This is a genomic window from Streptomyces sp. NPDC004732, from assembly GCF_040609235.1.
Classification (GTDB): domain Bacteria; phylum Actinomycetota; class Actinomycetes; order Streptomycetales; family Streptomycetaceae; genus Streptomyces.
Window position 1 is genome coordinate 1 of record NZ_JBEXJR010000010.1, and the last position, 25,949, is coordinate 25,949.

Below are 25,949 nucleotides of genomic sequence, written 5' to 3' on the forward strand. Positions count from 1 at the left end.
ACTCTTTCGTGTCCGACTTCCTCGGTGCCTTTCCGGTTCCCGCTCCGGCCTTTCGGCTTTCGCGTTTCCCTTTCCGGCGGTTCCGACTTTATCAGAAGTTCTTGGCCGGTCTTACCGGCTTCAGATTCCGAATAATTCGGTGCGGCTTCTTGCGAGATGAGATTCAAGAAGCAGGCAGACTCTAACCGCCGCCACTGGACTTGTCCAGTTCTAGGCAACTGTTCGAATCTACCTCCCCGGTCCTTCCGTGTCAACGGTTTTTCCGGCGCGATGAGGAGACTAGCAGGTCAGATGCGGCGCATGCACATCACGCTGCGAGAGGGACGGAAGCGCTGCGTTCGTCCCTGTCGAGGTCGCCGGTCTCACCTGCACGGGCGGCCCTTCCGCCCAGCACGTAGACGTACACAAGGAAGGCCAGCTCGGCGCCGATTCCGATGGCGATGCGGGCCCACGTCGGGAGGCCCGAGGGGGTCACGAAGCCTTCGATGGCGCCCGAGACGAAGAGGACCAGGGCCAGGCCGATGGCCATGCCGAGGGCCGAGCGGCCCTCTTCCGCCAGGGCGGTTCGGCGCGTGCGGGGTCCCGGGTCGATGACGGTCCAGCCGAGACGTAGGCCCGTTCCCGCCGCGACGAAGACCGCGGTCAGCTCCAGGAGGCCGTGCGGCAGGACCAGGCCGAGGAAGGTGTCGAGACGGTCGGCCGAGGACATCAGGCCGATGCCGACACCGAGGTTGAGCATGTTCTGGAAGAGGATCCAGATGACCGGGAAGCAGAGGAAGGCTCCCAGGACGAGGCACATCGCGGCTGCCTGGGCGTTGTTCGTCCACACCTGGGCGGCGAACGACGCCGCGGGATGACTGGAGTAGTACGTCTCGTACTCGCCCCCCGGGCGGGTCATCTCCCGGAGCTCACTGGGGGCGGCGATCGTGGACTGCACTTCGGGGTGGGTAGCGATCCACCAGCCGATGACCGCCGCCAGGACCGTCGAGAGCAGGGCCGTGGGGATCCACCAGCGACGGGATCGGTAGACCGCCGCGGGGAAACCGTGTGTCAGGAAGCGGGTCACGTCCCGCCAGGAGGCCCGTCGCGTACCGGTGACGGCGCTGCGCGCGCGGGCCACCAGGTGCGTCAGGCGTCCGGTGAGCTGTGGGTCCGGGGCCGTGGACTGGATCAGGGAGAGGTGGGTGGCGGTGCGTTGGTAGAGGGCGACGAGTTCGTCGGCCTCGGCTCCGGAGAGGCGGCGCCGACGGCGCAGCAGGGCGTCCAGTCGGTCCCACTCGGCTCGGTGGGCGGACACGAAGACGTCGAGGTCCATCGGAAGACTGCTCCTCGTACTGCGGCGCGTGATTGTTCAGCTTGGCAGACTGGCCAGTCCTACGGCAGGGCAGGGAAGGGTGGCGGGCGTGAGTGAGCTTGTGACGGGCGAGGCGGTGGCGCTGGAGCTGCGGCCCGCGAAGCTGCCGAGCCGGGCGCTGGCCGTGCTGATCGACCTGGCCGCAGCATGGACGGTGTATCTGGTGGTGACCTTCGCGGTCATCGCCTCGACTTCTTCGTTGGACGATGCCGCGGCTGCCGCGGTCGCGGTCGCGGGCTTCGTCCTCGTGCTGATCGGGGTCCCCATAGCGGTGGAGACCCTCAGCCATGGGCGGTCGCTCGGGAAGCTGGCGTGCGGGCTGCGGGTGGTGCGGGACGACGGCGGGCCGATCCGGTTCCGGCACGCGCTGGTGCGGGGGGCCGTCGGGGTCGTCGAGATCCTGATGACGTTCGGGGTCGTCGCGTGCATCGCCTCCTTGGTGTCGGCGCGTGGGCGGCGGCTCGGGGACGTGTTCGCGGGGACGCTGGTCGTACGTGAACGGGTGCCTGCGGGACGGGCCGCGGCCGTTCCTCCCCCGCCGCCCTGGCTCGTCGGGCGGTTCGCCGAGCTGGATCTGTCCGGGGTGCCCGAGGGGCTGTGGTTGGCGATCCGCCAGTACCTCACGCGCATGGGGCAGCTGGATCCGCAAGTGGGCTGGACGATGGCCGAGCGGCTCGCGGGTGATCTGGTGGAGCGGACCGGGGCGCCTGCACCGCACGGGGTTCCACCGGCCGCGTATCTCGCTGCTGTGGTGCACGAGCGGCAGGCCCGGGACGCTCGGCGTGCATTTGGTGGCCATGGCTATGAAGGCGGCTCTGGTTACGGGCCTGTGGCTGGTGCCTATCCCGCTGGTCCCGTTAGGCCCGCTGATCCCGTTGGTCCCACAAGGCCCAGTGGGTCTGGTGGGTCTGGTGGGTCTGGTGGGTCTGGTGGGGACGAGGCTCCTCCGGCCACGGGGTTCGCGCCGCCTGCCTGAGCGGAGTGCCGTGGCGTGGCGTGGCGTCAGGTGAACGTCGACGGTGGGGTTTCGAGGTGTTCCAGCTCGATTCCCGGGGCCGCGAGGACGACGTCGCCGGCGATGTGGACGGCGTGCTGTTCACCGGTATCCAGGGCTGTGACCTGGTATTCGTCGACGGTCAGGGGGCCGTTGTCAGTGGCGTGTGCTTCGCTTTTCAGCAGGGCCCAGGACTGGTCGAGGGTGCGGGGGGCGAGGACCGGGTCCGTGAAGGCGACCAGGCGGAGACGGGTCGCGGGGGACGCGGGGGTGAGGCTCAGGAGCCTGGCCGTCGCGACGAGGAAGGCGGGGGATGTGCCGGTGAAGGCGTGGGCGGGGGCGTTCTCTTCGGTGGCGTGAGCGCCTGTGGGGTCGGTGCGGACCCAGGTGACGCCGTTGAGGGCACCTGCGCGGACCTGCCAGTCGCCCGCGTGGAGTTCGAGGCGGATGGGGCGGCCGCGGGCGTCGAGTGCGAGGTCGACGGAGCCTGCGGGGGTGCCTGAAGGGGTGGTTCGTTGGGAGACGTAGCGCCAGCCGGAGGGGCCGGGTGCGCAGTGGAAGTGTTCTTCACCGAGGGGGGTGTGATCGTGTGGATCATGGAGCGAATATCGGCCGCGGGGCATGGGTCTCGGTCCTCGGTCCTGTTCCTGGCGTGAGTCTCGTGCGTTTCGTGAGTCAGGTGAGTCTCGTCGGCGCAAAGGGGCAGGCCCCCGCCGCTGGGGCGAGGGCCTGCTGAAGTGGTGCGTGCTGACCGGCGGCCGGTGGGCCGTCAGTAGCGGTAGTGGTCCGGCTTGAAGGGACCCTCGACCTCGACGCCGATGTAGGCGGCCTGCTCCGCGCTCAGCGTCGTCAGCTTCACGCCCAGCGAGTCCAGGTGCAGGCGCGCGACCTTCTCGTCCAGGTGCTTGGGCAGCACATAGACGCCGGTCGGGTACTCCTCCTGCTTGGTGAACAGCTCGATCTGGGCCAGCGTCTGGTCCGCGAACGAGTTGGACATCACGAAGGACGGGTGGCCCGTCGCGTTGCCCAGGTTCAGCAGGCGGCCCTCGGACAGCACGATCAGCACCTTGCCGTCCGGGTGCGTCCAGGTGTGGACCTGCGGCTTGACCTCGTCCTTGACGATGCCCTCGATCTGCGCGAGACCGGCCATGTCGATCTCGTTGTCGAAGTGGCCGATGTTGCCCACGATCGCCTGGTGCTTCATCTTGGCCATGTCCGCGGCCATGATGATGTCCTTGTTGCCGGTCGTGGTGACGAAGATGTCGGCCTTGTCGACGACCTCGTCGAGCGTGGTGACCTGGTAGCCGTCCATCGCCGCCTGCAGCGCGCAGATCGGGTCGATCTCCGTGATGATCACGCGGGCGCCCTGGCCGCGCAGGGACTCCGCACAGCCCTTGCCCACATCGCCGTAGCCGAGGACGACGGCCGTCTTGCCGCCGATGAGGACGTCGGTGGCGCGGTTGATGCCGTCGATCAGCGAGTGCCGGCAGCCGTACTTGTTGTCGAACTTCGACTTGGTGACGGCGTCGTTCACGTTGATCGCCGGGAAGAGGAGCGAACCGTCGCGGTGCATCTCGTAGAGACGGTGGACGCCGGTGGTGGTCTCCTCGGTCACGCCGCGGATCTCCGAGGCGAGCTGGGTCCACTTCTGCGAGCCCTCGGTGATGGTGCGGTTGAGGAGCTGCAGGATGACGCGGTGCTCGTCGTTCTCGGCCGTCTCGACCGCGGGGACCTTACCGGCCTTCTCGTACTCGACGCCCTTGTGCACCAGGAGGGTGGCGTCGCCGCCGTCGTCCAGGATCATGTTCGGGCCGCCGGTGGGGGTGTTCGGCCAGGTCAGCGCCTGCTCCGTGCACCACCAGTACTCCTCCAGGCTCTCGCCCTTCCAGGCGAAGACCGGAATGCCCTGCGGGTCCTCCGGGGTGCCGTTCGGGCCGACCGCGATGGCGGCGGCCGCGTGGTCCTGGGTGGAGAAGATGTTGCAGGACACCCAGCGGACCTCGGCGCCCAGGGCGACCAGGGTCTCGATGAGGACGGCGGTCTGCACGGTCATGTGCAGCGAGCCCATGATGCGGGCGCCGGCCAGCGGCTGCGCGGCCGCGAACTCCTTGCGGATCGACATCAGACCGGGCATCTCGTGCTCGGCCAGGGTGATCTCCTTACGGCCGAAGGCCGCCAGGGAGAGGTCGGCGACCTTGAAGTCCTTGCCGTTGGTGAGAGTCATGAGTGAGCTGCTCCTCGTGGATCGATCGAGGGTGGACATGGCTGACCTGCGGCGTTGGGATGCACGGGTGCACCGACGCGCGCAGCGCAGTCCGTCGGAGGCCCTCTCTCCCTCGGACAGTCCGTGCGCGGACCGCCCGACCGCCATCAGCAGCGACGTCTGGCTCGGTCTCCAAGCTACACCGATTGGCCCAGCAAGCCCCAGCCCGCCTTCCGGCACGTGATGACTGGCGAATAGGCCGTCAGACCCGGACGATATGGGACCTTTGCGCTTTTGATCCTGCGCTTATGTGTTGCAGGATGCCTTGAGATCGGGAACATTTGCGCGATCTTGTTCGGCAAAGGCGTTAGGAGATCCACGTGACCAGTCCGGCCGATCCCCCCATAGGCGGGGGCAGCAGCGGGCAGAAGAAGCTCAAGCTGCTCGCCGTGACCGCCTGTCCGACCGGTATCGCTCACACGTACATGGCGGCGGAGAAGCTCTCGCAGGCCGCGGAGAGCCTCGGTGTCGACATGAAGGTGGAGACCCAGGGCTCCATCGGGGCCGAGAACGTCTTGACTGACAACGATGTCAGAGAAGCCGACGGCATCATCATCGCAGCCGACAAGGACGTGGACCGCTCCCGGTTCGCCGGAAAGCGGGTGCTGTCCGTCGGCGTCTCCGAGGGCATCAGCCGTCCCGAGCAGCTCATCGAGCAGGTGCGGAGCGCGCCCGTGCACGGCGGTGGCGCGGGCGGTGGCTCCGCCGAGGGTGCCTCGACGGGCAGCGGCGGAGGTGGCGGCGGCCGGGAGCGCAGCGTCGCGTACAAGGCGCTGATGAACGGCGTCTCGTACATGATTCCGTTCGTGGTGGTCGGCGGTCTGCTGATCGCCATCTCGCTGTCGCTCGGCGGGCACACCGACCCCAAGGGCGGGCTCGTCATCCCCGACGACTCGTTCTGGATGCACGTCAATCAGATCGGGACCATCGGGTTCACGCTGATGGTGCCGATCCTCTCGGGATACATCGCGTACGCGATCGGCGACCGGCCCGCATTGGTGCCGGGCATGATCGGCGGCTGGATCGCCAACACCGGTGAGCTGTACGACTCCAAGGCGGGCGCGGGCTTCATCGGCGCCATCGTGACCGGCTTCCTGGCCGGTTATCTGGTGTTGTGGATCAAGAAGGTCAAGGTTCCGAAGTTCGTCCAGCCGATCATGCCGATCATCGTGATTCCGATCATCGCGACGACGGCGCTCGGTCTGTTCTTCATCTACGTCATCGGAAAGCCGATCTCGTGGGTCTTCGAGCATCTGACCAGCTGGCTCAGCGGCATGACGGGGACCAGCGCGATCCTGCTCGGCGCGATTCTCGGGCTGATGATCGCCTTCGACATGGGCGGCCCCGTCAACAAGACCGCCTTCCTGTTCGGCGCGGGGCTCATCGCGACCGGCAACCAGACCGTCATGGGCATGTGCGCCGCGGCCATCCCGGTCATGCCGCTCGGGCAGGGTCTCGCGACGCTGATCCGCAAGCGGCTCTACAGCGAGCAGGAACGGGAGACCGGGCTCGCCTCGCTCTTCATGGGCTTCTTCGGGATCTCCGAGGGCGCCATTCCGTTCGCCGCCGCGCGGCCCGCGCAGGTCATCCCCGCCAACATGCTCGGCGGCGCCGTCGCCGGTGCCATCGCGGGCATGGCGAGCGTGAAGGACGCGGTGCCGCACGGCGGGCCGATCGTGGCGATCCTCGGTGCGGTCGGCGGTGTGCCGATGTTCTTCGTGGCCATCGCCATCGGTTCGGTCGTCACGGCGCTCACGACCGTGACGCTGGTCGACCTGACCGAGCGCAAGCGGCGCGGGGCTCCCCTGGTCGACGCGCCGGGCGGGCTCGGCGGTCCCGAGCCGGTGCTCGCCGGGGTCGGGGCGACCGCGGGCGGCGCGGCCGTCGCCGCCGGGTCCCTGCAGAAGCAGCCCACGGCTCCCGCCGCCGCCTCCCCCGCGCCGGAGCAGGCCGGTGAGGTCCTCTCCGGCTATCTCACCCGGGAGACCGTGCAGGTCCAGCTGGCCGCGGGCGACAAGGAGGCGGCCATCCGGGAGATGGCCGCGCTGCTCGCCGCCACCGGCAAGGTCAACGACGTCGAGGAGCTGGTGCGGACCGCGCTGCGGCGCGAGGCGCAGGGCACCACCGGGCTCGGCGAGGAGATCGCCATCCCGCACGCCAAGACCGACGCCGTGGATTCGCCGATCGTCGGGTTCGCGCGGTCGGCGGAGGGCATCGAGTGGGGCGCGCTCGACGGTACGAAGGCCAAGCTGATCTTCATGATCTCCGTGCCGGAGGCGGCCGCGGGCGACGAGCACCTGCGGATCCTCGCGCTGCTTTCGCGCAAGCTCATGGACACGGGCTTCCGGGAGCGGCTCGTCGCGGCGCCGGACGACGCCGCGATCCTCGACGTGCTGCGTGAGGTCCAGTAGCGGTCGGGTCTTCCCGGATACGTCGATGGGGCCCCGCACCGAGCATGGTGCGGGGCCCCATCGACGTACGAGCGCAGCGCGCCGGGCTCAGTGGCCGCCGGGTGCCTTCGCCGGGTTCTGGCCCGCGGCTGCCGCCGACTCGCTGTAGATGTCCGGCTCCAGGTAGATCACGCGGGCGATCGGGACCGCGGCGCGGATGCGCTCCTCCGCGGCGTTGATCGCGGCGGCGACCTCGGCGGCCGTGTCGTCGTGCTGGACGGCGACCTTGGCGGCGACGAGCAGTTCCTCGGGGCCGAGGTGGAGCGTGCGCATGTGGATGACCTTGGTGACGGTGTCGCCGTCGACCAGGGCCTCCTCGATCTTGTTGACCTCTTCCGTGCCCGCGGCCTCGCCGAGCAGCAGGGACTTGGTCTCCGCGGCCAGGATGATCGCGATCAGGATGAGCAGGACACCGATGCAGAGCGTGCCGATGCCGTCCCAGACGCCGTCGCCGGTGGCCAGGGCGAGGCCGACGCCGCCGAGGGCGAGGACCAGGCCGACGAGCGCGCCGAGGTCCTCCAGGAGGACGACCGGCAGCTCGGGGGCCTTGGCGCGGCGGACGAACTGCGCCCAGCTGAGGCCGCCGCGCGTCTGGTTGGACTCCTTGATGGCGGTACGGAAGGAGAAGCTCTCCGCGATGATCGCGAACACCAGGACCCCGACGGGCCAGTACCAGTGCTCCAGCTCGTGCGGGTGCTTGATCTTCTCGTAGCCCTCGTAGATCGCGAACATGCCGCCGACCGAGAAGAGGACGATCGAGACGAGGAAGGCGTAGATGTAGCGCTCGCGGCCGTAGCCGAACGGGTGTTGCGGGGTCGCCTCGCGCTGGGCCTTCTTGCCGCCGAGGAGCAGCAGGCCCTGGTTGCCGGAGTCGGCGAGCGAGTGGACGCTCTCGGCGAGCATCGAGGACGAGCCGCTGAAGATGAACGCGACGAACTTCGCCACCGCGATCGCGAGGTTCGCGGCGAGTGCCGCGACGATCGCCTTTGTTCCGCCTGACGCGCTCATGAGTGCGGGGTGTCCCTTCGCCTTCGTACGTATCGACCCTGCCGGGGCAGTGCTTTGCCCTGCCTTTGCGGTGGGTCATTGTTGCAGCACGGGAGGGCGGTGGTGTGTCAGGCCACCACAGTGGCCCGGAAAACCGTGCCGTCCCCGGACACTTCGGCCTTTTCACCCGCAGGGACGAATACGGACCGGCCGGGCGTCAGGGCGAGTTCACCGGCGCGGACCGCGCCCGCCGTGCAGAGCAGGATCTGCGGGGTGGCGGCGGTGAGGTCGTGCGGGGCGGTGCCTTCGGGCAGGACGAAGCGGGAGAGGCGGAACTCGTCGATCGGGGTGTCGTAGACCTCCTCGCCGTCGGGGGACGCCTCGGGGCGCAGCACACCGGGGTCGGTCGCCTCGAAGCGGACGATGCGCAGGAGTTCGGGGACGTCGACGTGCTTGGGGGTCAGGCCGCAGCGCAGGACGTTGTCGCTGTTGGCCATGATCTCGACGCCGAGGCCGTCGAGGTAGGCGTGCGGGACACCGGCGCCGAGGAACAGGGCCTCGCCGGGCTGCAGTCGGACGAAGTTGAGGAGCATGGCCGCGATGACGCCGGGGTCGCCGGGGTAGTGGTGGGCGATGCCCGCGTACGGCTCGTACGCTCCGCCGAGGCGCTGGGCGGCGGCCGTGACCTCCGTGACCGTCTCGGCCATCTGCTCGCGGTCGGCGGTCAGTACGGCCGTCAGGACCTCGCGCAGGGCGGCCTCTTGGGGCTGGGCGCGCAGCAGGTCGACGTACGGCTTGAGGGAGTCGACCGCCAGGGCCTCCAGGAGGTCCGCGGTCTCGGCGGGCGGGCGGAAGCCGCACAGGCCGTCGAACGGCGTGAGGGCGCAGATCAGTTCGGGCTTGTGGTTGGCGTCCTTGTAGTTGCGGTTCGCGGCATCGATCGGGACGCCGCGGCGCTCCTCGTCCGCGTAACCCTCCTTCGCCTGCGCGAGGTCGGGGTGCACCTGGAGGGAGAGCGGGGCGCCCGCGGCGAGGATCTTGAGGAGGAAGGGCAGGCGCGGGCCGAACTTGGCGGCCGCGTCCTTGCCGAGCTCGCGCTCCGGGTCCGCGTCGATGACCTCGTTCAGTGCGCCGCGCTCGGTGCGCGAGGGTGCGCCCGGGTGGGCGCCCATCCACATCTCGGCCTGCGGTTCGCCGGTCGGTTCGGCGCCGATGAGCTCCGCGATGGCGGTGGTGGAGCCCCAGGCGTAGGGGCGGATGGTGTTGGTGAGGCGGTCCACGGAGGGGCTCTCCCTTACTTACTGCGTACGCGAGTGCTGACGTGCGGCGGTGACCGGCGCGAGGGTCATGATCCGTCCCCGGGGGCGAGCGCCAGGTAAACGGCGGCGAAATCCGTGACGGCGATCAGCTCCGCGAGGGCTTCCAGTTCGTCGCCGGTCTCCGGCTCCAGCTCGCTGAGCGCGACGTCGTGGCCGTTCGCCAGCTCGCGGGCGGCGGGGGCCGCGGTGAGGCCTCCGGCGTCCGCGGGACGGTCGCGGAGCAGCACCACGCGCGCGCGGAGGGCGGCCCGGTCGTCGACGCGGTCGCGGAAGAAGTCGTCGGTGTCGTCGCCGCCCGTCGGGTTTCCGGCGAGGACGGCGCCGTGCGCGGGGAGCGCCTCGGGCAGTTCGGCGGCAAGCGCGGCGTGCCCGGCGAGCTCGACGAGGATGGCGGCGAAGCGGCGTCCTGCCGCCCCCGCGGACTGCCCCTCGGTCCAGATCAGCGGGAGCGCGTCGGTGAGCTCGGCGGCGAGGGTCTTGGCGGGATTGCTGTACGTCGCGATGGCGGGCCCGCAGCGTTCCGCGACGTGGTCGAGGCGGTCGGCGACCTTCTGCAGGGCGTCGACGGGGGCGGTGACCAGGCCGGTGCGGTCGAGGAGCACGAGCAGCGGGACGAGGAGGGCCCACAGGGTGCCGGGGGCGCCGGGCGCGGCCTCGTCCTCGACGCGGCGTGCCTCGTACGAGGCGGAGTCGCGGGCGGCCTCGTCGTGCGCGCCTTCGTACGCGCCGTAGGGCGAGGTCGCCATGGGGACGGTGAGGCCGTGGCTGCCCGTCACGCTCTCGGCCAGGGGGGTGCGCGCGGGGGCGACCGCGACGACGGTGCAGCCGCGGCGGTAGGCCTGCTCGGCGAGGAGCGAGAGGCCGGGCTCGGTGCCGTCAGGGGTGGCGATGAGCAGCAGGTCGACGGGGCCGACCCAGCCGGGCAGCGCCCAGCGCAGGGCTCCGGCGGCGGGTGCGACGCCGGTCGGGGCGAGGCGGACGACGGGGCAGCCGGAGCCCACGAGCCCGTCGAGGAGGTCGGCGACGCAGCCTGCGGCGGTGCCAGGACCCGCGATGAGGACGGCGCGCGGGCGGCCGTCGGGCTTGAGCTCCGTCAGCCCTGCCTCCGCGGCGTGCCGGACCGCGGTGCGGACGCGGGCGCCTGCCTCCGCCGCGCCGCGGAGCAGGCCGCGGCGGTCGGCGCGGGCGAGCGCCTCGGGGTCGTCGAGCAGCGACTCGTCGAGCATGGGGTCAGGTCTCCGATCGCGGTGCGCGGCTTCCTGCGGGTGCCGGGTCGTGCCGGGCGGTCGGCGCTACGCGGGGCGGCGTGCCTCGTCGACCAGGAGGACGGGGATGCCGTCGCGGAGCGGGTAGGCAAGGCCGCACTCCTTGGCGTCCGCCGTGCAGACCAGCTCGGTCTCCGTCTCCTTGAGGGGAGCGTGGCAGGCCGGGCAGGCGAGGATCTCCAGGAGGCCGGCTTCGAGCGGCATGGGGTGGGTCCCTTCGAAAGGATGCGGTGGGTGGTGCGCTGCTGCGACGGGGCGTTCGCACGCGGTGATCCGCCGGGAACCGCGCCGCCGCCGCGCAGGATGCGGCCTGGTCAGCCTACCTCCGTGCGGGGCGGGGCGCGGGGGGCCTGCGGGGGCGCAGGGGCGCCGTGCGCGGGACCCCGTGCGGCCCTCAGGCGCGGATGATCGCCAGGGCCTCGTCCCGCACCTTGGCCATCGTCGCCTCGTCGCGTGCCTCCACGTTCAGGCGCAGGAGGGGCTCGGTGTTCGACGCGCGTACGTTGAACCACCAGTCCGCGGCGGTCACGGTGAGGCCGTCGAGCTCGTCGAGGGTCACGCCGTCCTGGTCGGCGTGCGCCGTCCTGATCGCGGCGAGGCGGGTGCTCTGGTCCTCGACCGTGGAGTTGATCTCGCCGGAGCCCGCGTAGCGGTCGTACTGGGCGACGAGGGCGGAGAGCGGGCCGTCCTGGCCGCCGAGGGCCGCGAGGACGTGGAGGGCGGCGAGCATGCCCGTGTCCGCGTTCCAGAAGTCCTTGAAGTAGTAGTGCGCGGAGTGTTCGCCGCCGAAGATCGCGCCGGTCTTGGCCATCTCCTCCTTGATGAAGGAGTGGCCCACGCGCGTGCGCACGGGCGTGCCGCCGTTCTCCTTCACGACCTCCGGGACCGACCAGGAGGTGATGAGGTTGTGGATGACCGTGCCCTTGCCGCCGTGGCGGGCGAGCTCGCGGGAGGCGACCAGAGCGGTGACGGCGGACGGGGAGACCGGGTCGCCGTTCTCGTCGACGACGAAGCAGCGGTCCGCGTCGCCGTCGAAGGCGATGCCGAGGTCGGCGCCCTCCTCGCGCACCCGCGCCTGGAGGTCCACGATGTTGGCCGGGTCCAGGGGGTTGGCCTCGTGGTTGGGGAAGGTGCCGTCGAGCTCGAAGTACATGGGCACGACGTCCAGGGGCAGGCCCTCGAAGACGGTGGGGACCGTGTGCCCGCCCATGCCGTTGCCCGCGTCGACGACGACCTTGAGGGGGCGGATGGCGGTCAGGTCGACGAGGCCGCGCAGGTGCGCCGCGTAGTCGGTGAGGGTGTCGCGCCGGGTGAGGGTGCCCGCGGTCGCCGCGGACTCGGGGGCGCCGGACGCGCTCCAGCCCTCGACCAGGGTGCGGATCTCCGCGAGGCCGGTGTCCTGGCCGACCGGGGCGGCGCCCGCGCGGCACATCTTGATGCCGTTGTACTGGGCGGGGTTGTGCGAGGCCGTGAACATGGCGCCCGGCAGGTTCAGCGCGCCCGACGCGTAGTACAGCTGGTCGGTCGAGCAGAGGCCGATCTCCGTGACGTCGACGCCGCGCGCGGCCGCACCGCGTGCGAAGGCCCGCGAGAGGCCGGGCGACGAGGGCCGCATGTCGTGCCCGACGACGATGGCGTCCGCCGCCGTGATCTGCGCGAAGGCCGCCCCGAACAGCTCGGCGAGCGACTCGTCCCACTGGTCTGGGACCACCCCGCGGACGTCGTACGCCTTCACGATCTGGGACAGATCAGCAGTCACGGCCAACCCTCTCTGCAGGTTCTGCGAGTTCAGCGCGTACGGCGAGTCCACCGCGCAGCACAAAACTACCCGCTGGAGCCGACAGCGGGCCGGGCACCGGCCACACACGTCTCACGCCTCGGAAGACCGAAGCCGAAGCCGAAGACGAAGACGGCTCACGGCAGCATCCAGCCGAGCACCGCCGTGCTCTGCCCCACCACGATCAGACACATCACGAGGAGCAGGCCGAGGCTCCACGGCAGCACCTTGCGCAGCAGGTCGCCTTCCTTGCCCGCGAGTCCGACGGCGGCGCACGCGATCGTCAGGTTCTGCGGGGAGATCATCTTGCCGAGGACGCCGCCGGAGCTGTTGGCGGCGGCGAGGAGTTCGGGCGAGAGCCCGGACTGTTCGGCCGCTGTCACCTGGAGGGCGCCGAAGAGCGCGTTGGCCGAGGTGTCGGAGCCGGACACCGCGACGCCGAACCAGCCGAGCACCGGTGACAGGAAGGCGAGTCCCGCGCCCGCGGCGGCTACGTAGTGCCCGATCGTGGCGGCCTGTCCGGAGAGGTTCATGACGTACGCGAGAGCCAGCACGGAGGTCACCGTGAGGATCGCGAAGCGCAGTTCGTGGACGGTGGCGACCCATTCCCGCACCGCCACGCGCGCGTGCACCCCGATGATGGCGGCGGTCCCCACGCCCGCGAGCAGCACCAGCGTCCCGCCGGTGGAGACGAGCGGCATCGAGAAGACGTTGCCGCCGACCGGCTTCCCCGAGGGGTCGGCGACGTTCAGGAAGGGCCAGTCGAAGGTGCGCGTCGCCTTGGCCAGGAAGTCCTTGACGGCCGGGATCTGGGCGAGCGAGAAGATGGCGACGATCAGGGCGTACGGGGCGTAGGCGCGCAGCACTTCGGGGCGCGGGTCGTCCTGGTCGAGGTCTTCGCTGCGGGCGCCGGTGAGGACCGCGGCACGGACGGGCTCGGCGGCGGGCCTGCGCGCCTGCGGCACGGCCATCAGCGCGCCCGCGCCCGCCAGGGCCGCGCCGATGTCGGCGAGTTGCGCGGAGACGAAGTTGGATGCCGCGAACTGCGCGGCGGCGAAGGCGAATCCGCAGGCCAGGGCGGGCACCCAGGTCTCGCGGAGGCCGCGCCGCCCGTCCACGAGCACCACCAGGAGGAGTGGTACGACCAGGGCGAGCAGCGGTGTCTGGCGGCCGACGACCGTGGCGACGGTGTCGAGCGGGATCCCCGTCACCTGGGCCAGCGTCACCACGGGGGTGCCCATGGCTCCGAAGGCCACGGGCGCGGTGTTGGCGACGAGGGCGACGACCGCGGCGCGCACCGGGTCGAAGCCGAGCGCGACGAGCATGACCGCGCTGATCGCGACGGGCGCTCCGAAGCCCGCGAGCGCCTCCAGGAGCGCGCCGAAGCAGAACGCGACGACGAGCGCCTGGATGCGGGGGTCGTCGGAGAGCCTGCCGAAGGAGCGGCGCAGGATGTCGAAGTGCCGGGTGCGGACCGTCATGCGGTACACCCACAGGGCGTTGACGACGATCCACAGGATGGGGAAGAGCCCGAAGAGGGCGCCTTGGGCGGCGCTGGACGCGGTCTGGCCGAGCGGCATGCCGTACGCGAGCCAGGCGACCAGGACGGCCACGGTGAGGCCGATGAGTCCCGCCCTGTGGGCCTTCATGCGGACAACGCCGAGGAGGACGAGGACGGTCAGGAGGGGCAGGGTCGCGACGAGTGCGGACAGGCCGAGCGAGTCGGCCACGGGCTCCAGTTGCTGCACGAACACAGGACGCCTCCCGGCTGTGGGGTGGCGAAATCGTCAGTGCGTGGGCGAACGCGCGTCAACGAGGCGGACGGCGAAGATCCAGTGAAGGGGCTCGGGAATCCGGTGAGCGCAGCTGACGGAGCTCAGGAATCCGGTGAGCGCAGCACCCTGAGGTGACCGCGTCGCGCGACCTCCATCGGGTCGGCCCTGCGGGCGCCGCCACCGGCCTCTGCCGTGCGCTGCTGCGGGCGGGCCGCCTCGCGCACGGCGTTGGCGAGCGCTTCGAGGTCGTCGCCGGACGGGCGGGCGGGACCCGAGGCGTCGGCGAGCCGGACGACCTCCCAGCCGCGGGGGGCGGTGAGGCGCTCGGAGTGCTCGGCGCACAGGTCGTAGCAGTGGGGTTCGGCGTAGGTGGCGAGGGGGCCGAGGACCGCGGTCGAGTCGGCGTAGACGTACGTCAGCGTCGCGACGGCGGGACGGCCGCAAGCGGTGCGCGAACAGCGACGTACAGGGCTCACAGCGTTGGACGGTACCGCACTCTTGAGCGGGCCGCGACGACTCTCCCCGAGGTCACCCCACCGTGTCGTGCGCGGGCCCGCGTGTCGAGGCCTCCCCCGGGCACGGCTGTGACCTGCAGAGACACCAGTGACCACAGGGGCGGGTGGTATTGAATCCGGTCACCACATGGCTGGGATCACGTCATTCGGCGCGAGATCGACGGTCCAGGAGAGATGCGGAATTGAGTCCGAGCCCGGCCGGAACGGTCCGGAAGCGACATGCCGCGCACCGCGCGGAAAGGGCGATCTCGGGGACTACTCTTCGTCAGTGATGGACGACCCCGTACAGCCCCGCTCAGCAGACCCGAGGCCCCGCCGACGCGACCGCCACGGCAGAGGCATGCGCGGCCCCGTCGCACCGCCTCAGGTCCCGCTCTCCAGCAGCCGCGGCGAGGCCTTCACCGACCTCGTGCAGGACTCCGTGGAGCGTCTGGAGCGGCGCTGGCCGCAGCTCGCCGAGATCGAGTTCGTGGTGCTGGAGGTGCCGCCCCTCGGCGGGCCCGATGCGGACTGGCAGGACGAGGTGGTGCCGCTCGGCGGCACGGTCCAGGCGGCCGAGGGGCAGCCCGCGCGGGTGATCATCTACCGTCGCCCCGTCGAGATCCGCACCAAGGGGCGCGACGAGCGTGCGCACCTCGTGCACGAGGTGGTCGTCGAGCAGGTCGCGGAACTGCTCGGTCTCTCCCCGGAGTCGGTGGACCCGCGCTACGGGGACGAGGAGTGAACCGACGCCCCACGCGCGCGGGCAGAGCCACTACGGCAGCGTGATCACTGCCGCGGCGCCCTCACTTCTGCAGCACCGCCAGATCCCGCTCCGCCTTCGGCACCTCCACCGTCCCCCGGTCGTCCGGCAGCGTCTGGATGGTGAACATCGGGACGCCCTCCTCGGGCACGGACAGCATCCGCGAGCCGTGGACCGGGCCGCCCGACACCCGCTCCACCGTGAGGGCATAGGCGCCCTTGAGCCCCGCGGGCACCGGCGGGTCCGCGATCTCCAGGGTCGTGCCGCCCTTGACCGTGTACGTCTTGCCGGCCGGTGAGCCGCCCTCGGTCCCTGCCGACGCCGTGACCTTCACCTTCGCCGACTTGCCCGGGGCGACCAGCGCGAGCGTGGAGCCCTTGGCGCGGTTGTCGGCGACCGTCGCGCGGGCGCCGACCGCGGGGGTCGCCGGGATGAACGCCGTCTCCTGCTTGCTTCCCTTGCCGCGGGTGACGCGCAGCGCCGCCACCACGGGCACCGACCTGTCCGTCGGCGTCAGGAGCAGCGAACCGGCCTCGCCCTTGGTGACGTCGCCGAGGTCGACGGCGGCCGTCATGCCGGACTTGACCTGGAGGCTCTCGTTCCCTGCCGGGGTGATGGTGCCGGTCGGCGAGGCCAGCTGGACCTTCAGGTCGGCGTCGTCGGAGCCCGGCGCATAGGCCACCAGGCGGACCGAGGTGGCGTCCTTGGGGATGCCGGGCAGGACGAGGCTGTCCGCGGGGTCCGCGGCGGCGGGCAGCCAGTCGCCGCCCAGCTTCTCGTCGGAGGACTGCACGGCGGCCGCGACCCGGCCGCTGCGCGCGGTCACGTGCATGGTGAGGTTCGTCTGCTGCTTGTCGGCGAGCGTGGACAGCAGCACCGGGACGCTGGAGTGCGGCTGGACCTGGATGGAGTCGCCCACCGCGGACGTGACCTCGCCGTCGGGGCCGTAGAGCTGCACGTCGACGACGGCGGCGGAGTCGTCCGGGTTCGTCAGGTGGATGTAGTCGCTGCGGTCCTTGGCGGTGCTCGCGCCGGGGAACCAGAAGTCCGTGTCGGGCGCGGTGCAGTTGGCGCCGTGCATGCCACGGCCGCTGCCCGCCGCGTACGTGGTGGTCTGCTGCACGGTCCAGCCGGGAGCGAGCCTGCCGTCGGCCGTGCCGATGAGCGCGGGCGACTCCGCGCCGGACTCCTCGCCCGCGACCGGCTCGCCCGGCGCCTTCTGGGTCAGGAAGGGCTTGGCCTTCTTGTCCTTCTCCTTGGCCGCATCGGTCAGCGCCTTGCTCACGGGGAGCAGTTCCGCCTTGCCCTTGGACTCGGCCTCCGCGCCGCTCGCCTTGGGCGTGAACGCGGTGTACGAGGTCTCGGCCAGGTCGGAGGAGCTGGGCACCGGGCAGAGCAGGCTGGTGCGCTCTACGGGCAGCCGCGTCGCGGCCTTGGCCCCGTCGTCGTCCGTACGGTCCGAGCCGCCGAACGCGGCGAACCCGGTGACGGCGCCGAGCGCGACGACCACGGCGATCAGGGACTGGGTGGGGCGGTTCACTGCTGGCTCCCGTCGGGGCGCTCGCTGTCGGTGCCGTGGGGCGGTTGCGGGGGCAGCGGCGGCATCGGGGGCTGCTGCTGGTCCTGGTGCTGCTGCCGGTCGTACGACGCTTCGTAGGAGGCGTCGTACGAGGCGTCGAAGGACTGGCCGTACTGCTGCTGCTCTCCGTAGACACCGCCCGCGCCTCCGTAGGACGCGTACGGGTCGTACTGGCCGCCGTTCTGATAGGCGTCCTGCTGGTACGACGGCTGCTCATAGGTCCCGGCCGGGGCCTGCCCGCCCGGGTACTGCCCGCCTTGGTACTGCTGTCCCGCGTCGTACGCATCCTGCCCGGCGCCCTCGTGGGCGGACGCCTGCCAACCCTCGTCATAGGACTGGGGCTGAGAAGGGGACTGGGGCTGGGACTGCTGCTGCGGGACCGCGGCGAATGCCTCCTCCGAAGGAGGAGGCGGTACGTCCTGGCCCGCCTCCTGCGCGGCCTGCTCGCTCTGGGCCCGCAGCCTGCGCGCCCTGCGGCCCTCGCCCTCGACCGCCTGGGCCGGGATGACGGGCTCGTCGGGGAGGTCGTCGTCGACGTCGCGGCGGCGGCCCGGGAGGGCCATCACCACGAGGACGAGGGCGAGCGCGCCCTGCGCCCACAGCCAGGCGCTGTGGGTCATCGAGGCGTCGTAGGTGACGTCCAGGCGGCCGCCCGCGGTGGGCAGTTCGAAGCCCTGGGCCCAGCCGTCGACCGTGGTGCGGGGCAGCAGGCGGCCGTCGAGGGTCGCCGTCCAGCCCGGGTCGGCCGAGTCGGAGAGCCGCAGGACGCGGCCCGCGTCACCGGATTCGATCTTCGTGTGGAGCTCGACGGGGCCTGCCGCGACGGGTTCCGGGTCGCCCGTCCTGTGGACGATGGCGGCCCGCGCCACCTGCCGGTCCACGCGCCACAGGGCGCTGCCGTCCTCCTGGCTGAGCCGGGTCAGGCCCGGGGTCGCGTCCAGGGTGCGGCTCATCTGGCGGGGGGCTCCGTCGCGTACGAGCACGTATCGCACTGCGTAGCCACCGAGCTGGTCGGCCTGGTCGGCGCCGGAGCCCGCGACCAGGCGGGCGACGATCTTGTCGAGGCGCTCGTCGTCGGCGGCCGCCGAGGCGAGTTCCGCGTCGCCGAGCCGGGCGCCCGAGCCGCGCACGAGCGAGTACGAGACCTGGGCGTCGGATTCGCTGCCGAGGACGAGGGTGCGGGCCTGGTCCTCGGTGCCGCTCTCCTCCGCGACGAAGGCGGGCACCTGCACGGGGTCGCGGCGCTCCAGCGGGCCGTCGGCGCCGCCGATCATCCAGCCCGCGGCGACGAGCAGCGGTCCGGCGGCCGCGGCGAACGCGATGAGCGCGGCCACCGGCTGGCGCCAGCCGAAGCTCTGCTCGGCGACCCGCGCGCGTGCGCCGTCGGCGCCGAGCGCGGCGGCGGCCAGGAGCGCGATGCCGTAGCCGAGGGTGGCGGGGCCTGCCCAGGCCGAGCCGTTCGACAGGACGGCGAAGACCAGCGAGACCAGGGCGACGGCCCAGGCGGTGCGGACCGCGAGCTGCCGCTCACTGCGCAGCAGGGCGCCGAGCGCGGCGAGGACGATGCCGATGAGCAGCAGGCCGTCCACGGTGCCGGGGCCGCCGGGGCTGGCACCGAGCAGGTCGGTGGCGGAGGCGGAGCCGGAGCCGAACTCCAGGCCCGCTTCCGTGAAGAAGCCGAAGGGCAGCAGCGTCAGGGACCACGGGGCGAGGACGAGCAGCGGGGTGCCGAGTGCGGCGAGGAAGCGCAGCCCGTAGGCCGTGATGTCGCCGCGGCGGACCACGAGGAGGGCGAGGCCCAGCACCAGGGCGATCGGCCAGACGATCGGCGTGAAGGCCGTGGCGAGGGTCAGGAGCAGGGTGTACGCCCAGGTGGCGCGCCAGGTGCCGCGGGTGCCGCGCGGGGAGCCGAGGCCGCTCGCCGCGATGCCCGCGCGCGCGATGAGCGGCAGCAGGACGGCGAGGACGGCGGTGCCGATGCGGCCGCCCGCGAGGGCGCCGGTGGCGGCGGGCAGGAAGGCGTACGCCACCGAGGCCCAGGCGCGCAGCAGGCGCGAGGTGACGAGCGGGCGCGAGGCGAAGTACGCGGCGAAGCCCGCCAGGGGGACGGAGCCGACGAGCAGCACCGTGACCGCAAGTCCGGTGGAGCCGAAGAAGAGCGTGGACAGGCCCGCGACGAGCGCGACGTAGGGCGGTGCGCCCTGGGTGCCGCCGGTGCCGACGGGGTGCCAGCCGTCCAGATAGCGCGCCCACAGGTCCGAGGAGTCGGCGGGTGCGGGCAGCAGTGCGCCGCCCGCGAGCGCTCCGGAGCCGAGCAGCGCGCGGCAGGCGATGAGGGAGGCGAAGAGGAGCACTACGAAGAGCATCGGTCCCGGTTTGCGGGCGATGCGCTTGAGGCGGGCGAACTGCTCGATCTGCAGGAAGTCGGCGTCGTCGCCGCCGGGTCCCGACTCGACGACGCCGTGCCGGCCCGCGCCTGCGGGGGCTTCGGTGTCGTTGCGGCCGACGAGGCTGCCCGCGGCCTGTTCGACGGTGGCGCGCACGGTGGCGCCCGGCGGCGGGAAGAGGGGCCGCATCTCGCCCGCGTCCGGCACGGGCTTGCCGCGCTGTTTGCGGGCGCCGAGGATGCGTCCGGGCCGCAGCAGGGTGGCGAGCAGACCGGCGACCTCGTCGATGGCCTGCACGGGTGCCTTGCCGACGAGGTAGGCGACGGTGCGCAGGAGCGTGCCGACGACGACTCGGAAGAGCACCCAGGGGAGCACGGCCGTGCGGGCGTTGACGAGCAGGGTGTATGTGGCGCCGGCCTTGTCGACGCGGTGCGGTGACGTCGCCGTGCGGCCGACGCAGTCGACGGTGCGGCGCTCGCGCGAGGAGGCCTCGGCGTGCCGGACGACGGCGTCGGGGGCGACGAGGACGCGGTGGCCCGCGGCGTGCGCGCGCCAGCACAGGTCGACGTCGTCACGCATCAGCGGCAGGCGGCGGTCGAAGCCGCCCAGCTGTTCGTAGACATCCCGGCGGATCAGCATGCCCGCGGTGGACACGGAGAGGACGGGCCGCACGTGGTCGTGCTGGCCCTGGTCCTGCTCGCGCCGGTCGAGGCCGGTCCAGCGGCGGCCGCTGTTGGCGATGGAGACGCCGACTTCGAGGAGTTGCCTGCGGTCGTACCAGCCGCGGAGCTTGGGGCCGACCACGGCCACGTCCTTGCCGAGCTCCCGTTCGTTCTCCACGACGCGGAGCATTTCGGTGAGGGCGTCGGGGTCGGGCGCGCAGTCGTCGTGCAGCAGCCAGAGCCACTGCACGGGCTCGCCGTGCGGCAGGTCCGGCATGTCGTACGCATCGTCGCGCCAGGTGCGGCTCACCGGGTCCCAGCCGCTGGGGCGCTTCAGATACGGCAGCTCTTCGGGGGTGAGCACCGGGGCGGTGCGGACGGCCTCGTCGACGGCGGTGCCGAAGCCGGAGCGGCGGGCGAGGTGCAGCACGCGGTCGGCGCCGAGGGCTTCGGTGACCAGGCGGGCGGAGTCGTCCGCGCTGCCGGTGTCCGCGGCCACGGCGCTCTGCACGGGGCGCTCCTGGCCGAGGAGGCCTGCCAGGGCGTCGGGCAGCCAGCGGGCTCCGTCGTGGGTGACGAGGACGGCGGTCACGACGTGCCGCGGGAACGCGGGCGGGTGGGTCGGGTCGAACCCGGCGGCGGCGGCCTCTTGGTGGGCTGCCGAATGGCTGTGCACGGACATCGAGGTACGGGCCCCGGTTCGATGGACTGCGGTGGACGCCTGCGCCCTGCGGGGGCGCCGGGGCGTCTCGGACGGGGCCCCACACTAACGGCTGGCACCGGAACGGCCCGCCGCCTGTGGATAACCCTTGGGCGACGGGCCGTTCGTTGCGCATTGTTTGAGGGATATGTGTGCCGGATCGGCCGGCCGGGGCATGCCGTCGGGGTTTTCAGACCGCGGCCTTCTTCAGCCGGCGGCGTTCGCGCTCCGACAAGCCGCCCCAGATACCAAATCGTTCGTCGTTCGCGAGTGCATACTCAAGGCATTCGGAACGGACTTCGCAGGCGAGGCAGACTTTCTTGGCCTCACGCGTGGAGCCGCCCTTCTCGGGGAAGAAGGACTCGGGGTCGGTCTGGGCGCACAGTGCGCGCTCCTGCCAGCCGAGTTCCTCGTCCGCGTCCTCGACCAGCAGTTCCTGAACCAGCTCGGTCATGTGCGCCCCTCGTCTGTCTGTGCGTCCCCGTGGTGCGGCCGTTACCGATTTCGGCTGAACGACACGAGTGAAATTACAAGTGTGCTGATCCGGGCCAGTCAAGCCGAGATCTGCTATTGGGCCCCTTATTCACTCTGCGGAACCAAGGCTGTGCGGAAAGTGTTCAAATCGGCCTAAACCATGACACCGTTCGGCAGCCCGTCCGGCACCCCGCAAACGCGTTCCCCTGAAACGTGATCCCAGTCGAACTTGAGCCGGTCGGGCCTCACGGAGAAAGACGTCGATGTTTGAGTGCCGGTTGCTGCGCGATGTGTCCGGAGCGGCATCTGCACAAACCTTTCGCCTGACAGAACAACCGGATGAGGTGAAACATATTCCACATAGTGGACATTGAGTTGACACCGAAGGTGTAAGACGCTGTCCTGGTGGGCATGCTCGCGAACCTGGCTCTTTCGATGACCCGCACCAGCGGGTCCATCGGTGCTGCCCACGCGCGCTGTTGCTGTTCCTGCTCCAGCTGTTGAGTTTCTCCAGCTGTCGAGCCGCTTTCCCCGCTTCACTTCTTTCGCGTCCTCCCGGGCCTCCGCGGTCCGGCACCCGCTCTCTGCGCTCCACCTTCCTTCGCGAGATCCCAGCACTCTTACGTTGAGGAACCACCGCACGATGAACAGCGACAGCGACCTCCAGATCGCCGGCGACATCCTCGAAGTCCCGCACCTCCTGCAGCCCGCCCGCGAGCACCCGGCCACGGTGGCCGAGTTCGTCGGCCTCGCCCGCACCATCGCCGCCGACCGCTCCCAGTGGGAGCACCTCGTCCAGTACGACGCCACCAGCCGCTGGTACCACCGCCTCACGACAGGACCCGGCTACGAGGTGTGGCTGCTCTCCTGGGTGCCGGGTCAGGGCAGCGGGCTGCACGACCACGGGCGCTCCTCCGGCGTCCTCACCCTCCTGGAGGGCGAGCTGACCGAGCGCACGGACCGGGGTACACGGGCGCTCGGCGCGGGCGCGCAACGCGTCTTCGCGCCGGGGTACGTCCACGAAGTCGTCAACGACTCCCTCGAACCCGCCGTCAGCCTGCACGTCTACTACCCCGGCCTCACCGAGATGCCGATGCACTCGGCCCAGTGCGCCGCCGCCGTCACGCCGGACATCGCGGAGGATGTCGTAACCGCCTGACACGGTGTCGTACCCGCCTGACATGCTGGTGGTTATGCGCATTGTTGTTCTGGCCGGCGGCATCGGCGGCGCCCGTTTCCTCCGCGGGCTCAAGAAGGCCGCGCCCGACGCGGACATCACGGTCATCGGCAACACCGGTGACGACATTCACCTGTTCGGGCTGAAGGTCTGCCCCGACCTGGACACCGTGATGTACACGCTCGGCGGCGGCATCAACGAAGAACAGGGCTGGGGGCGTACGGACGAGACGTTCAAGGTCAAGGAAGAGCTCGCGGCCTACGGCGTCGGGCCCGAGTGGTTCGGGCTCGGCGACCGCGACTTCGCCACGCACATCGTGCGGACGCAGATGCTGGGCGCCGGATATCCGCTCAGCGCCGTCACGGAGGCGCTGTGCGAGCGGTGGCAGCCCGGGGTGCGGCTCATCCCCATGTCGGACGACCGCATCGAGACGCACGTCGCCGTCACCGTGGACGGCGAGCAGAAAGCCGTGCACTTCCAGGAGTACTGGGTGCGGCTCCGCGCCTCCGTGGACGCGCACGCCGTGGTGCCCGTCGGCGCCGAGCAGGCCAAGCCCGCGCCCGGCGTCCTGGAGGCCATCGCCGAGGCCGACATCGTGCTCTTCCCGCCGTCCAACCCGGTCGTCAGCGTCGGCACCATCCTCGCCGTGCCCGGCATCCGCGAGGCCATCGCCGACGCGGGCGTGCCCGTGGTCGGCCTCTCCCCCATCGTCGGCGACTCCCCCGTGCGGGGCATGGCCGACAAGATGCTCGCCGCCGTCGGCGTGGAGACCAGCGCCGCCGCCGTCGCCGAGCACTACGGAAGCGGTCTGCTCGACGGCTGGCTCGTCGACAGCGTCGACGCGGGCGTGGTCGAGCAGGTGGAGAGCGCCGGGATCCGGTGCCGGGCCGTGCCGCTGATGATGAGCGACCTCGACACCACCGCACAGATGGCGCGCGAAGCCCTCGCGCTGGCCTCGGAGGTCCGCGCGTGACACCACCGTCGTACAGCGTCTGGGCCGTGCCCGGACTGCCCGAGGTGCGGGCGGGCGACGACCTCGCCAAGCTGATCGCGGCCGCCGAGCCGGGGCTCGCCGACGGTGACGTCGTGCTGGTCACCTCCAAGATCGTCAGCAAGGCCGAGGGCCGGATCGTCGAGGCGGCGGACCGCGAGGCGGCCATCGACGCCGAGACCGTACGGGTCGTGGCGCGCCGCGGGACCCTGCGCATCGTCGAGAACCGGCAGGGGCTCGTGATGGCCGCGGCCGGGGTCGACGCGTCCAACACTCCCGCGGGAACCATTCTGCTGCTGCCCACCGACCCCGACGCGTCGGCCCGCGCGGTGCGCGACGGGCTGCGGGACGCGCTCGGTGTCGACGTGGGCGTCCTCGTCACCGACACGTTCGGGCGGCCCTGGCGGGCCGGGCTCACCGACGTCGCCATCGGGGCCGCGGGCGTGCGGGTCCTCGACGACCTGCGGGGCGGCCAGGACGCGTACGGCAATCCGCTCAGCGCGACCGTCGTCGCCACCGCGGACGAACTCGCCGCCGCGGGCGACCTCGTGAAGGGCAAGGCCGCGGGGCTGCCGGTCGCGGTGGTACGGGGGCTGCCGGGCGTGGTGGCGGGGGCGGGGGACGGTTCCGATGAGGGGGCCGATGCAGGAGCCCGGGCGTTGGTGCGCAATGCGCGCGACGACATGTTCCGGCTCGGTACGTCCGAGGCGGTACGGGAAGCGGTGACGGGGCGGCGGACCGTCCGGGAGTTCACGGACGAGGAGGTCGACCCGGGCGCGGTGCGGCGGGCCGTGGCCGCGGCGATCACCGCACCCGCGCCGCACCACACGACGCCGTGGCGCTTCGTGCTCCTGGAGTCCGCCGCGTCCCGGGTCGAGCTGCTCGACGCGATGCGGGACGCGTGGATCGCCGATCTGCGGCGGGACGGGAAGTCCGAGGAGTCCGTCGCCAAGCGGGTGCGGCGCGGGGACGTGCTGCGCAAGGCGCCCTATCTGGTGGTGCCCTGTCTGGTGACGGACGGCTCCCACACGTACGGGGACGCGCGGCGGGATGCGGCCGAGCGCGAGATGTTCGTCGTCGCGATGGGGGCGGGGGTGCAGAACTTCCTGGTCGCGTTGGCCGGGGAGCGGCTCGGGTCCGCGTGGGTTTCGTCGACGATGTTCTGTCGGGATGTGGTGCGGGAGGTTCTGGGGTTGCCGGGGTCCTGGGATCCGATGGGGGCGGTGGCTGTGGGACATCCGGTTCGTGAGGCTGCGTCGCGGGGTGGGCGGGTGGTGGAGGACTTCTTCGCCGTGCGGTAGCTGGCGTTAGCTGGCCGGGGGCCTTGGGGGGTGTTGCGCAGTTCCCCGCGCCCCTGATCGGTCTCGGCCGGGGTTCGTTGTCAGGGGGAGCGCCGTGGGTTTTTTTGCGCAGTTCCCCGCGCCCCTGACATGTTTCCCGCGCCCCTGACACCGCGCCCCCTAACATCGCAACCCCCTAGCAGCGCGACCCCTGGCACCGTGCGCCTGACTTCGCGTCGGCGCGGCTGGGGTTACCAAGTGGCGATGTTTGTTTTTCGCATTTTGGGGGTTCTTCGGGGTGGGGTTCTGCCGCTCAGGAGGATCAGGCGGGTGGCTCTGTGGCGTTGGCCCTCGTAGGGGGTCAGGAGGGTCAGCATTTCGGAGTCGTTCGCGTCTCTGTTGTTCGCCAGGGCGTGGCCGATGATGCCTGGGAGGTGGACGTCGCCGAGCGTCACCGCGTCGGGGGCGCCGTTGCTGCGCTGGACCGTTTCCGCCGAGGTCCAGGGGCCGATGCCGGGGATGAGTTCCAGGCGGGCCTGGGCCTGAGGGGGGTCCATCGACGCCGCTTCCTCCAGGCGGGCCGCCCGGGCCACCGCGCGCAGGATCGTGGACGCCCGCTTGTTGTCGACGCCCGCCTTGTGCCACTCCCAGGAGGGGATGAGGGACCAGGTGCGCGGGTCCGGCATCACACACATGTGGAGTGCGGGGCCGGGGGCCTGCTCGCCGTACTTGCGGACCAGGAGGCGCCAGGCCCGGTAGGCCTCCTCCGTCGTGATCTTCTGCTCCAGAATCGACGGGATCAGGGATTCCAGGACCAGGCCCGTACGGGTCAGCCGCAGGCCCGGGCGGCGGTGGGCCGTCGCGGCGACCAGGCTGTGGCGCGGGGTGAAAAGAGCGGGGTCGTCCGACTCGCCCAGGAGCGCGGGCAGTTGGTCGAGGAGCCAGGCCGCGCCCGGGCCCCACGCCTCCGCCTCCACCGAACCGCCGCGCGCGGCGACCCTGAGGGTGCCCGCGCCCTGCGGCGTGCGGCTCGCGCGCCAGACCGAGCCGTCCGGCGTCGTACGGAACGTGGGGTCCGCCGGGCCGCGGCGCAGCGGGCCCAGGGTCAGGCCCAGGTCCAGCGGGAAGGGCGGCTGCCAGGTGCGGGACAGCGCCGCGGTCGACTGGCGCGGGACGCCCTCGGGCACGGCCGTCTCGCCCCCGCGCACGGTGGTGCGTGTGGGACGCGGGGCGAAACGGGACGACATCTGTACGAGGG

At 71.6% G+C, this 25,949-nt stretch carries 20 protein-coding genes; 6 read left to right on the forward strand and 14 right to left on the reverse strand.

Features of this window, described 5'->3' with window-relative positions; all coding sequences use genetic code 11:
- Positions 1–307 precede the first annotated feature (307 nt).
- A complete protein-coding gene (locus ABZV77_RS28780; RefSeq protein ID WP_356262752.1) occupies positions 308–1,315 on the reverse strand; it encodes a stage II sporulation protein M in 1,008 nt (335 codons plus the stop codon).
- 88 nt (positions 1,316–1,403) lie between these two features.
- Between ABZV77_RS28780 and ABZV77_RS28785 the strand changes: the two genes are divergently transcribed.
- Positions 1,404–2,330, forward strand: a complete 927-nt coding sequence (locus tag ABZV77_RS28785) for an RDD family protein (protein ID WP_356262755.1) — start codon at positions 1,404–1,406, stop codon at positions 2,328–2,330.
- A gap of 26 nt (positions 2,331–2,356) precedes the next feature.
- Here the strand turns inward: ABZV77_RS28785 and ABZV77_RS28790 are convergent, their stop codons facing one another.
- Positions 2,357–2,971, reverse strand: a complete 615-nt coding sequence (locus tag ABZV77_RS28790; protein WP_356262758.1) for a hypothetical protein — start codon at positions 2,969–2,971, stop codon at positions 2,357–2,359.
- A 146-nt stretch (positions 2,972–3,117) separates the two neighbouring features.
- Entirely contained in the window at positions 3,118–4,572 is a 1,455-nt protein-coding gene (ahcY, locus tag ABZV77_RS28795; RefSeq protein WP_356262759.1) for an adenosylhomocysteinase, read from the reverse strand.
- A 359-nt stretch (positions 4,573–4,931) separates the two neighbouring features.
- Between ahcY and ABZV77_RS28800 the strand changes: the two genes are divergently transcribed.
- Positions 4,932–7,022 carry a fructose-specific PTS transporter subunit EIIC gene (locus ABZV77_RS28800; protein ID WP_356262762.1) on the forward strand — a complete coding sequence of 697 codons (2,091 nt, stop codon included), beginning with the start codon at positions 4,932–4,934 and terminating at the stop codon, positions 7,020–7,022.
- An 87-nt stretch (positions 7,023–7,109) separates the two neighbouring features.
- Here the strand turns inward: ABZV77_RS28800 and ABZV77_RS28805 are convergent, their stop codons facing one another.
- The 7 genes from ABZV77_RS28805 to ABZV77_RS28835 form a co-directional block, all read right to left on the reverse strand.
- Positions 7,110–8,069, reverse strand: a complete 960-nt coding sequence (locus ABZV77_RS28805; RefSeq protein ID WP_356262765.1) for a cation transporter — start codon at positions 8,067–8,069, stop codon at positions 7,110–7,112.
- A gap of 107 nt (positions 8,070–8,176) precedes the next feature.
- Positions 8,177–9,328 (reverse strand): mannose-6-phosphate isomerase, class I, encoded by a 1,152-nt coding sequence (manA, locus tag ABZV77_RS28810; protein ID WP_356262768.1) that lies wholly within the window; start codon positions 9,326–9,328, stop codon positions 8,177–8,179.
- Between the two features lie 65 nt (positions 9,329–9,393).
- Positions 9,394–10,593 carry an SIS domain-containing protein gene (locus ABZV77_RS28815; RefSeq protein WP_356262771.1) on the reverse strand — a complete coding sequence of 400 codons (1,200 nt, stop codon included), beginning with the start codon at positions 10,591–10,593 and terminating at the stop codon, positions 9,394–9,396.
- Positions 10,594–10,659: 66 nt separating this feature from the next.
- Positions 10,660–10,836, reverse strand: coding sequence for a Trm112 family protein (locus tag ABZV77_RS28820; RefSeq protein ID WP_150168621.1), 177 nt, complete (start codon positions 10,834–10,836; stop codon positions 10,660–10,662).
- A 190-nt stretch (positions 10,837–11,026) separates the two neighbouring features.
- Entirely contained in the window at positions 11,027–12,391 is a 1,365-nt protein-coding gene (locus tag ABZV77_RS28825) for a phosphomannomutase/phosphoglucomutase (RefSeq protein ID WP_356262774.1), read from the reverse strand.
- A 155-nt stretch (positions 12,392–12,546) separates the two neighbouring features.
- Positions 12,547–14,163, reverse strand: a complete 1,617-nt coding sequence (locus ABZV77_RS28830) for an L-lactate permease (protein ID WP_356262777.1) — start codon at positions 14,161–14,163, stop codon at positions 12,547–12,549.
- A 122-nt stretch (positions 14,164–14,285) separates the two neighbouring features.
- A complete protein-coding gene (locus ABZV77_RS28835) occupies positions 14,286–14,660 on the reverse strand; it encodes a DUF3499 domain-containing protein (RefSeq protein WP_356262780.1) in 375 nt (124 codons plus the stop codon).
- A gap of 310 nt (positions 14,661–14,970) precedes the next feature.
- On the opposite strand from ABZV77_RS28835, the gene ABZV77_RS28840 reads away from it, so the two are divergent.
- Positions 14,971–15,423, forward strand: coding sequence for a metallopeptidase family protein (locus tag ABZV77_RS28840; RefSeq protein ID WP_356262783.1), 453 nt, complete (start codon positions 14,971–14,973; stop codon positions 15,421–15,423).
- A gap of 61 nt (positions 15,424–15,484) precedes the next feature.
- Here ABZV77_RS28840 and ABZV77_RS28845 read toward each other — a convergent pair whose 3' ends face one another.
- The 3 genes from ABZV77_RS28845 to ABZV77_RS28855 form a co-directional block, all read right to left on the reverse strand.
- The gene (locus ABZV77_RS28845) at positions 15,485–16,981 is read right to left on the reverse strand and encodes a DUF5719 family protein (RefSeq protein ID WP_356262785.1); all 1,497 of its coding nucleotides are present in this window, start codon (positions 16,979–16,981) and stop codon (positions 15,485–15,487) included.
- Complete coding sequence (locus ABZV77_RS28850) at positions 16,978–20,751, reverse strand: glycosyltransferase family 2 protein (RefSeq protein ID WP_356262788.1); 3,774 nt, start codon at positions 20,749–20,751, stop codon at positions 16,978–16,980. Before ABZV77_RS28850 ends, ABZV77_RS28845 begins: the two co-directional genes overlap by 4 nt.
- 208 nt (positions 20,752–20,959) lie before the next feature.
- A complete protein-coding gene (locus tag ABZV77_RS28855; RefSeq protein ID WP_016642094.1) occupies positions 20,960–21,223 on the reverse strand; it encodes a WhiB family transcriptional regulator in 264 nt (87 codons plus the stop codon).
- Between the two features lie 663 nt (positions 21,224–21,886).
- Here ABZV77_RS28855 and ABZV77_RS28860 point away from each other — a divergent pair.
- From ABZV77_RS28860 to ABZV77_RS28870, 3 genes are read left to right on the forward strand one after another with little or no spacing between them, the layout of a single operon-like run.
- Positions 21,887–22,402, forward strand: coding sequence for a cysteine dioxygenase family protein (locus tag ABZV77_RS28860; RefSeq protein ID WP_356262791.1), 516 nt, complete (start codon positions 21,887–21,889; stop codon positions 22,400–22,402).
- Positions 22,403–22,436: 34 nt separating this feature from the next.
- On the forward strand, positions 22,437–23,393 hold the full coding sequence (cofD, locus tag ABZV77_RS28865; RefSeq protein WP_356262794.1) for a 2-phospho-L-lactate transferase: 957 nt from the start codon (positions 22,437–22,439) through the stop codon (positions 23,391–23,393).
- Complete coding sequence (locus tag ABZV77_RS28870) at positions 23,390–24,712, forward strand: coenzyme F420-0:L-glutamate ligase (protein WP_356262797.1); 1,323 nt, start codon at positions 23,390–23,392, stop codon at positions 24,710–24,712. The genes cofD and ABZV77_RS28870 overlap by 4 nt, the downstream gene beginning before the upstream one ends.
- A 230-nt stretch (positions 24,713–24,942) precedes the next feature.
- Here ABZV77_RS28870 and ABZV77_RS28875 read toward each other — a convergent pair whose 3' ends face one another.
- Positions 24,943–25,938, reverse strand: a complete 996-nt coding sequence (locus ABZV77_RS28875; protein ID WP_356262800.1) for a DNA-3-methyladenine glycosylase 2 family protein — start codon at positions 25,936–25,938, stop codon at positions 24,943–24,945.
- Between the last annotated feature and the right edge of the window lie 11 nt (positions 25,939–25,949).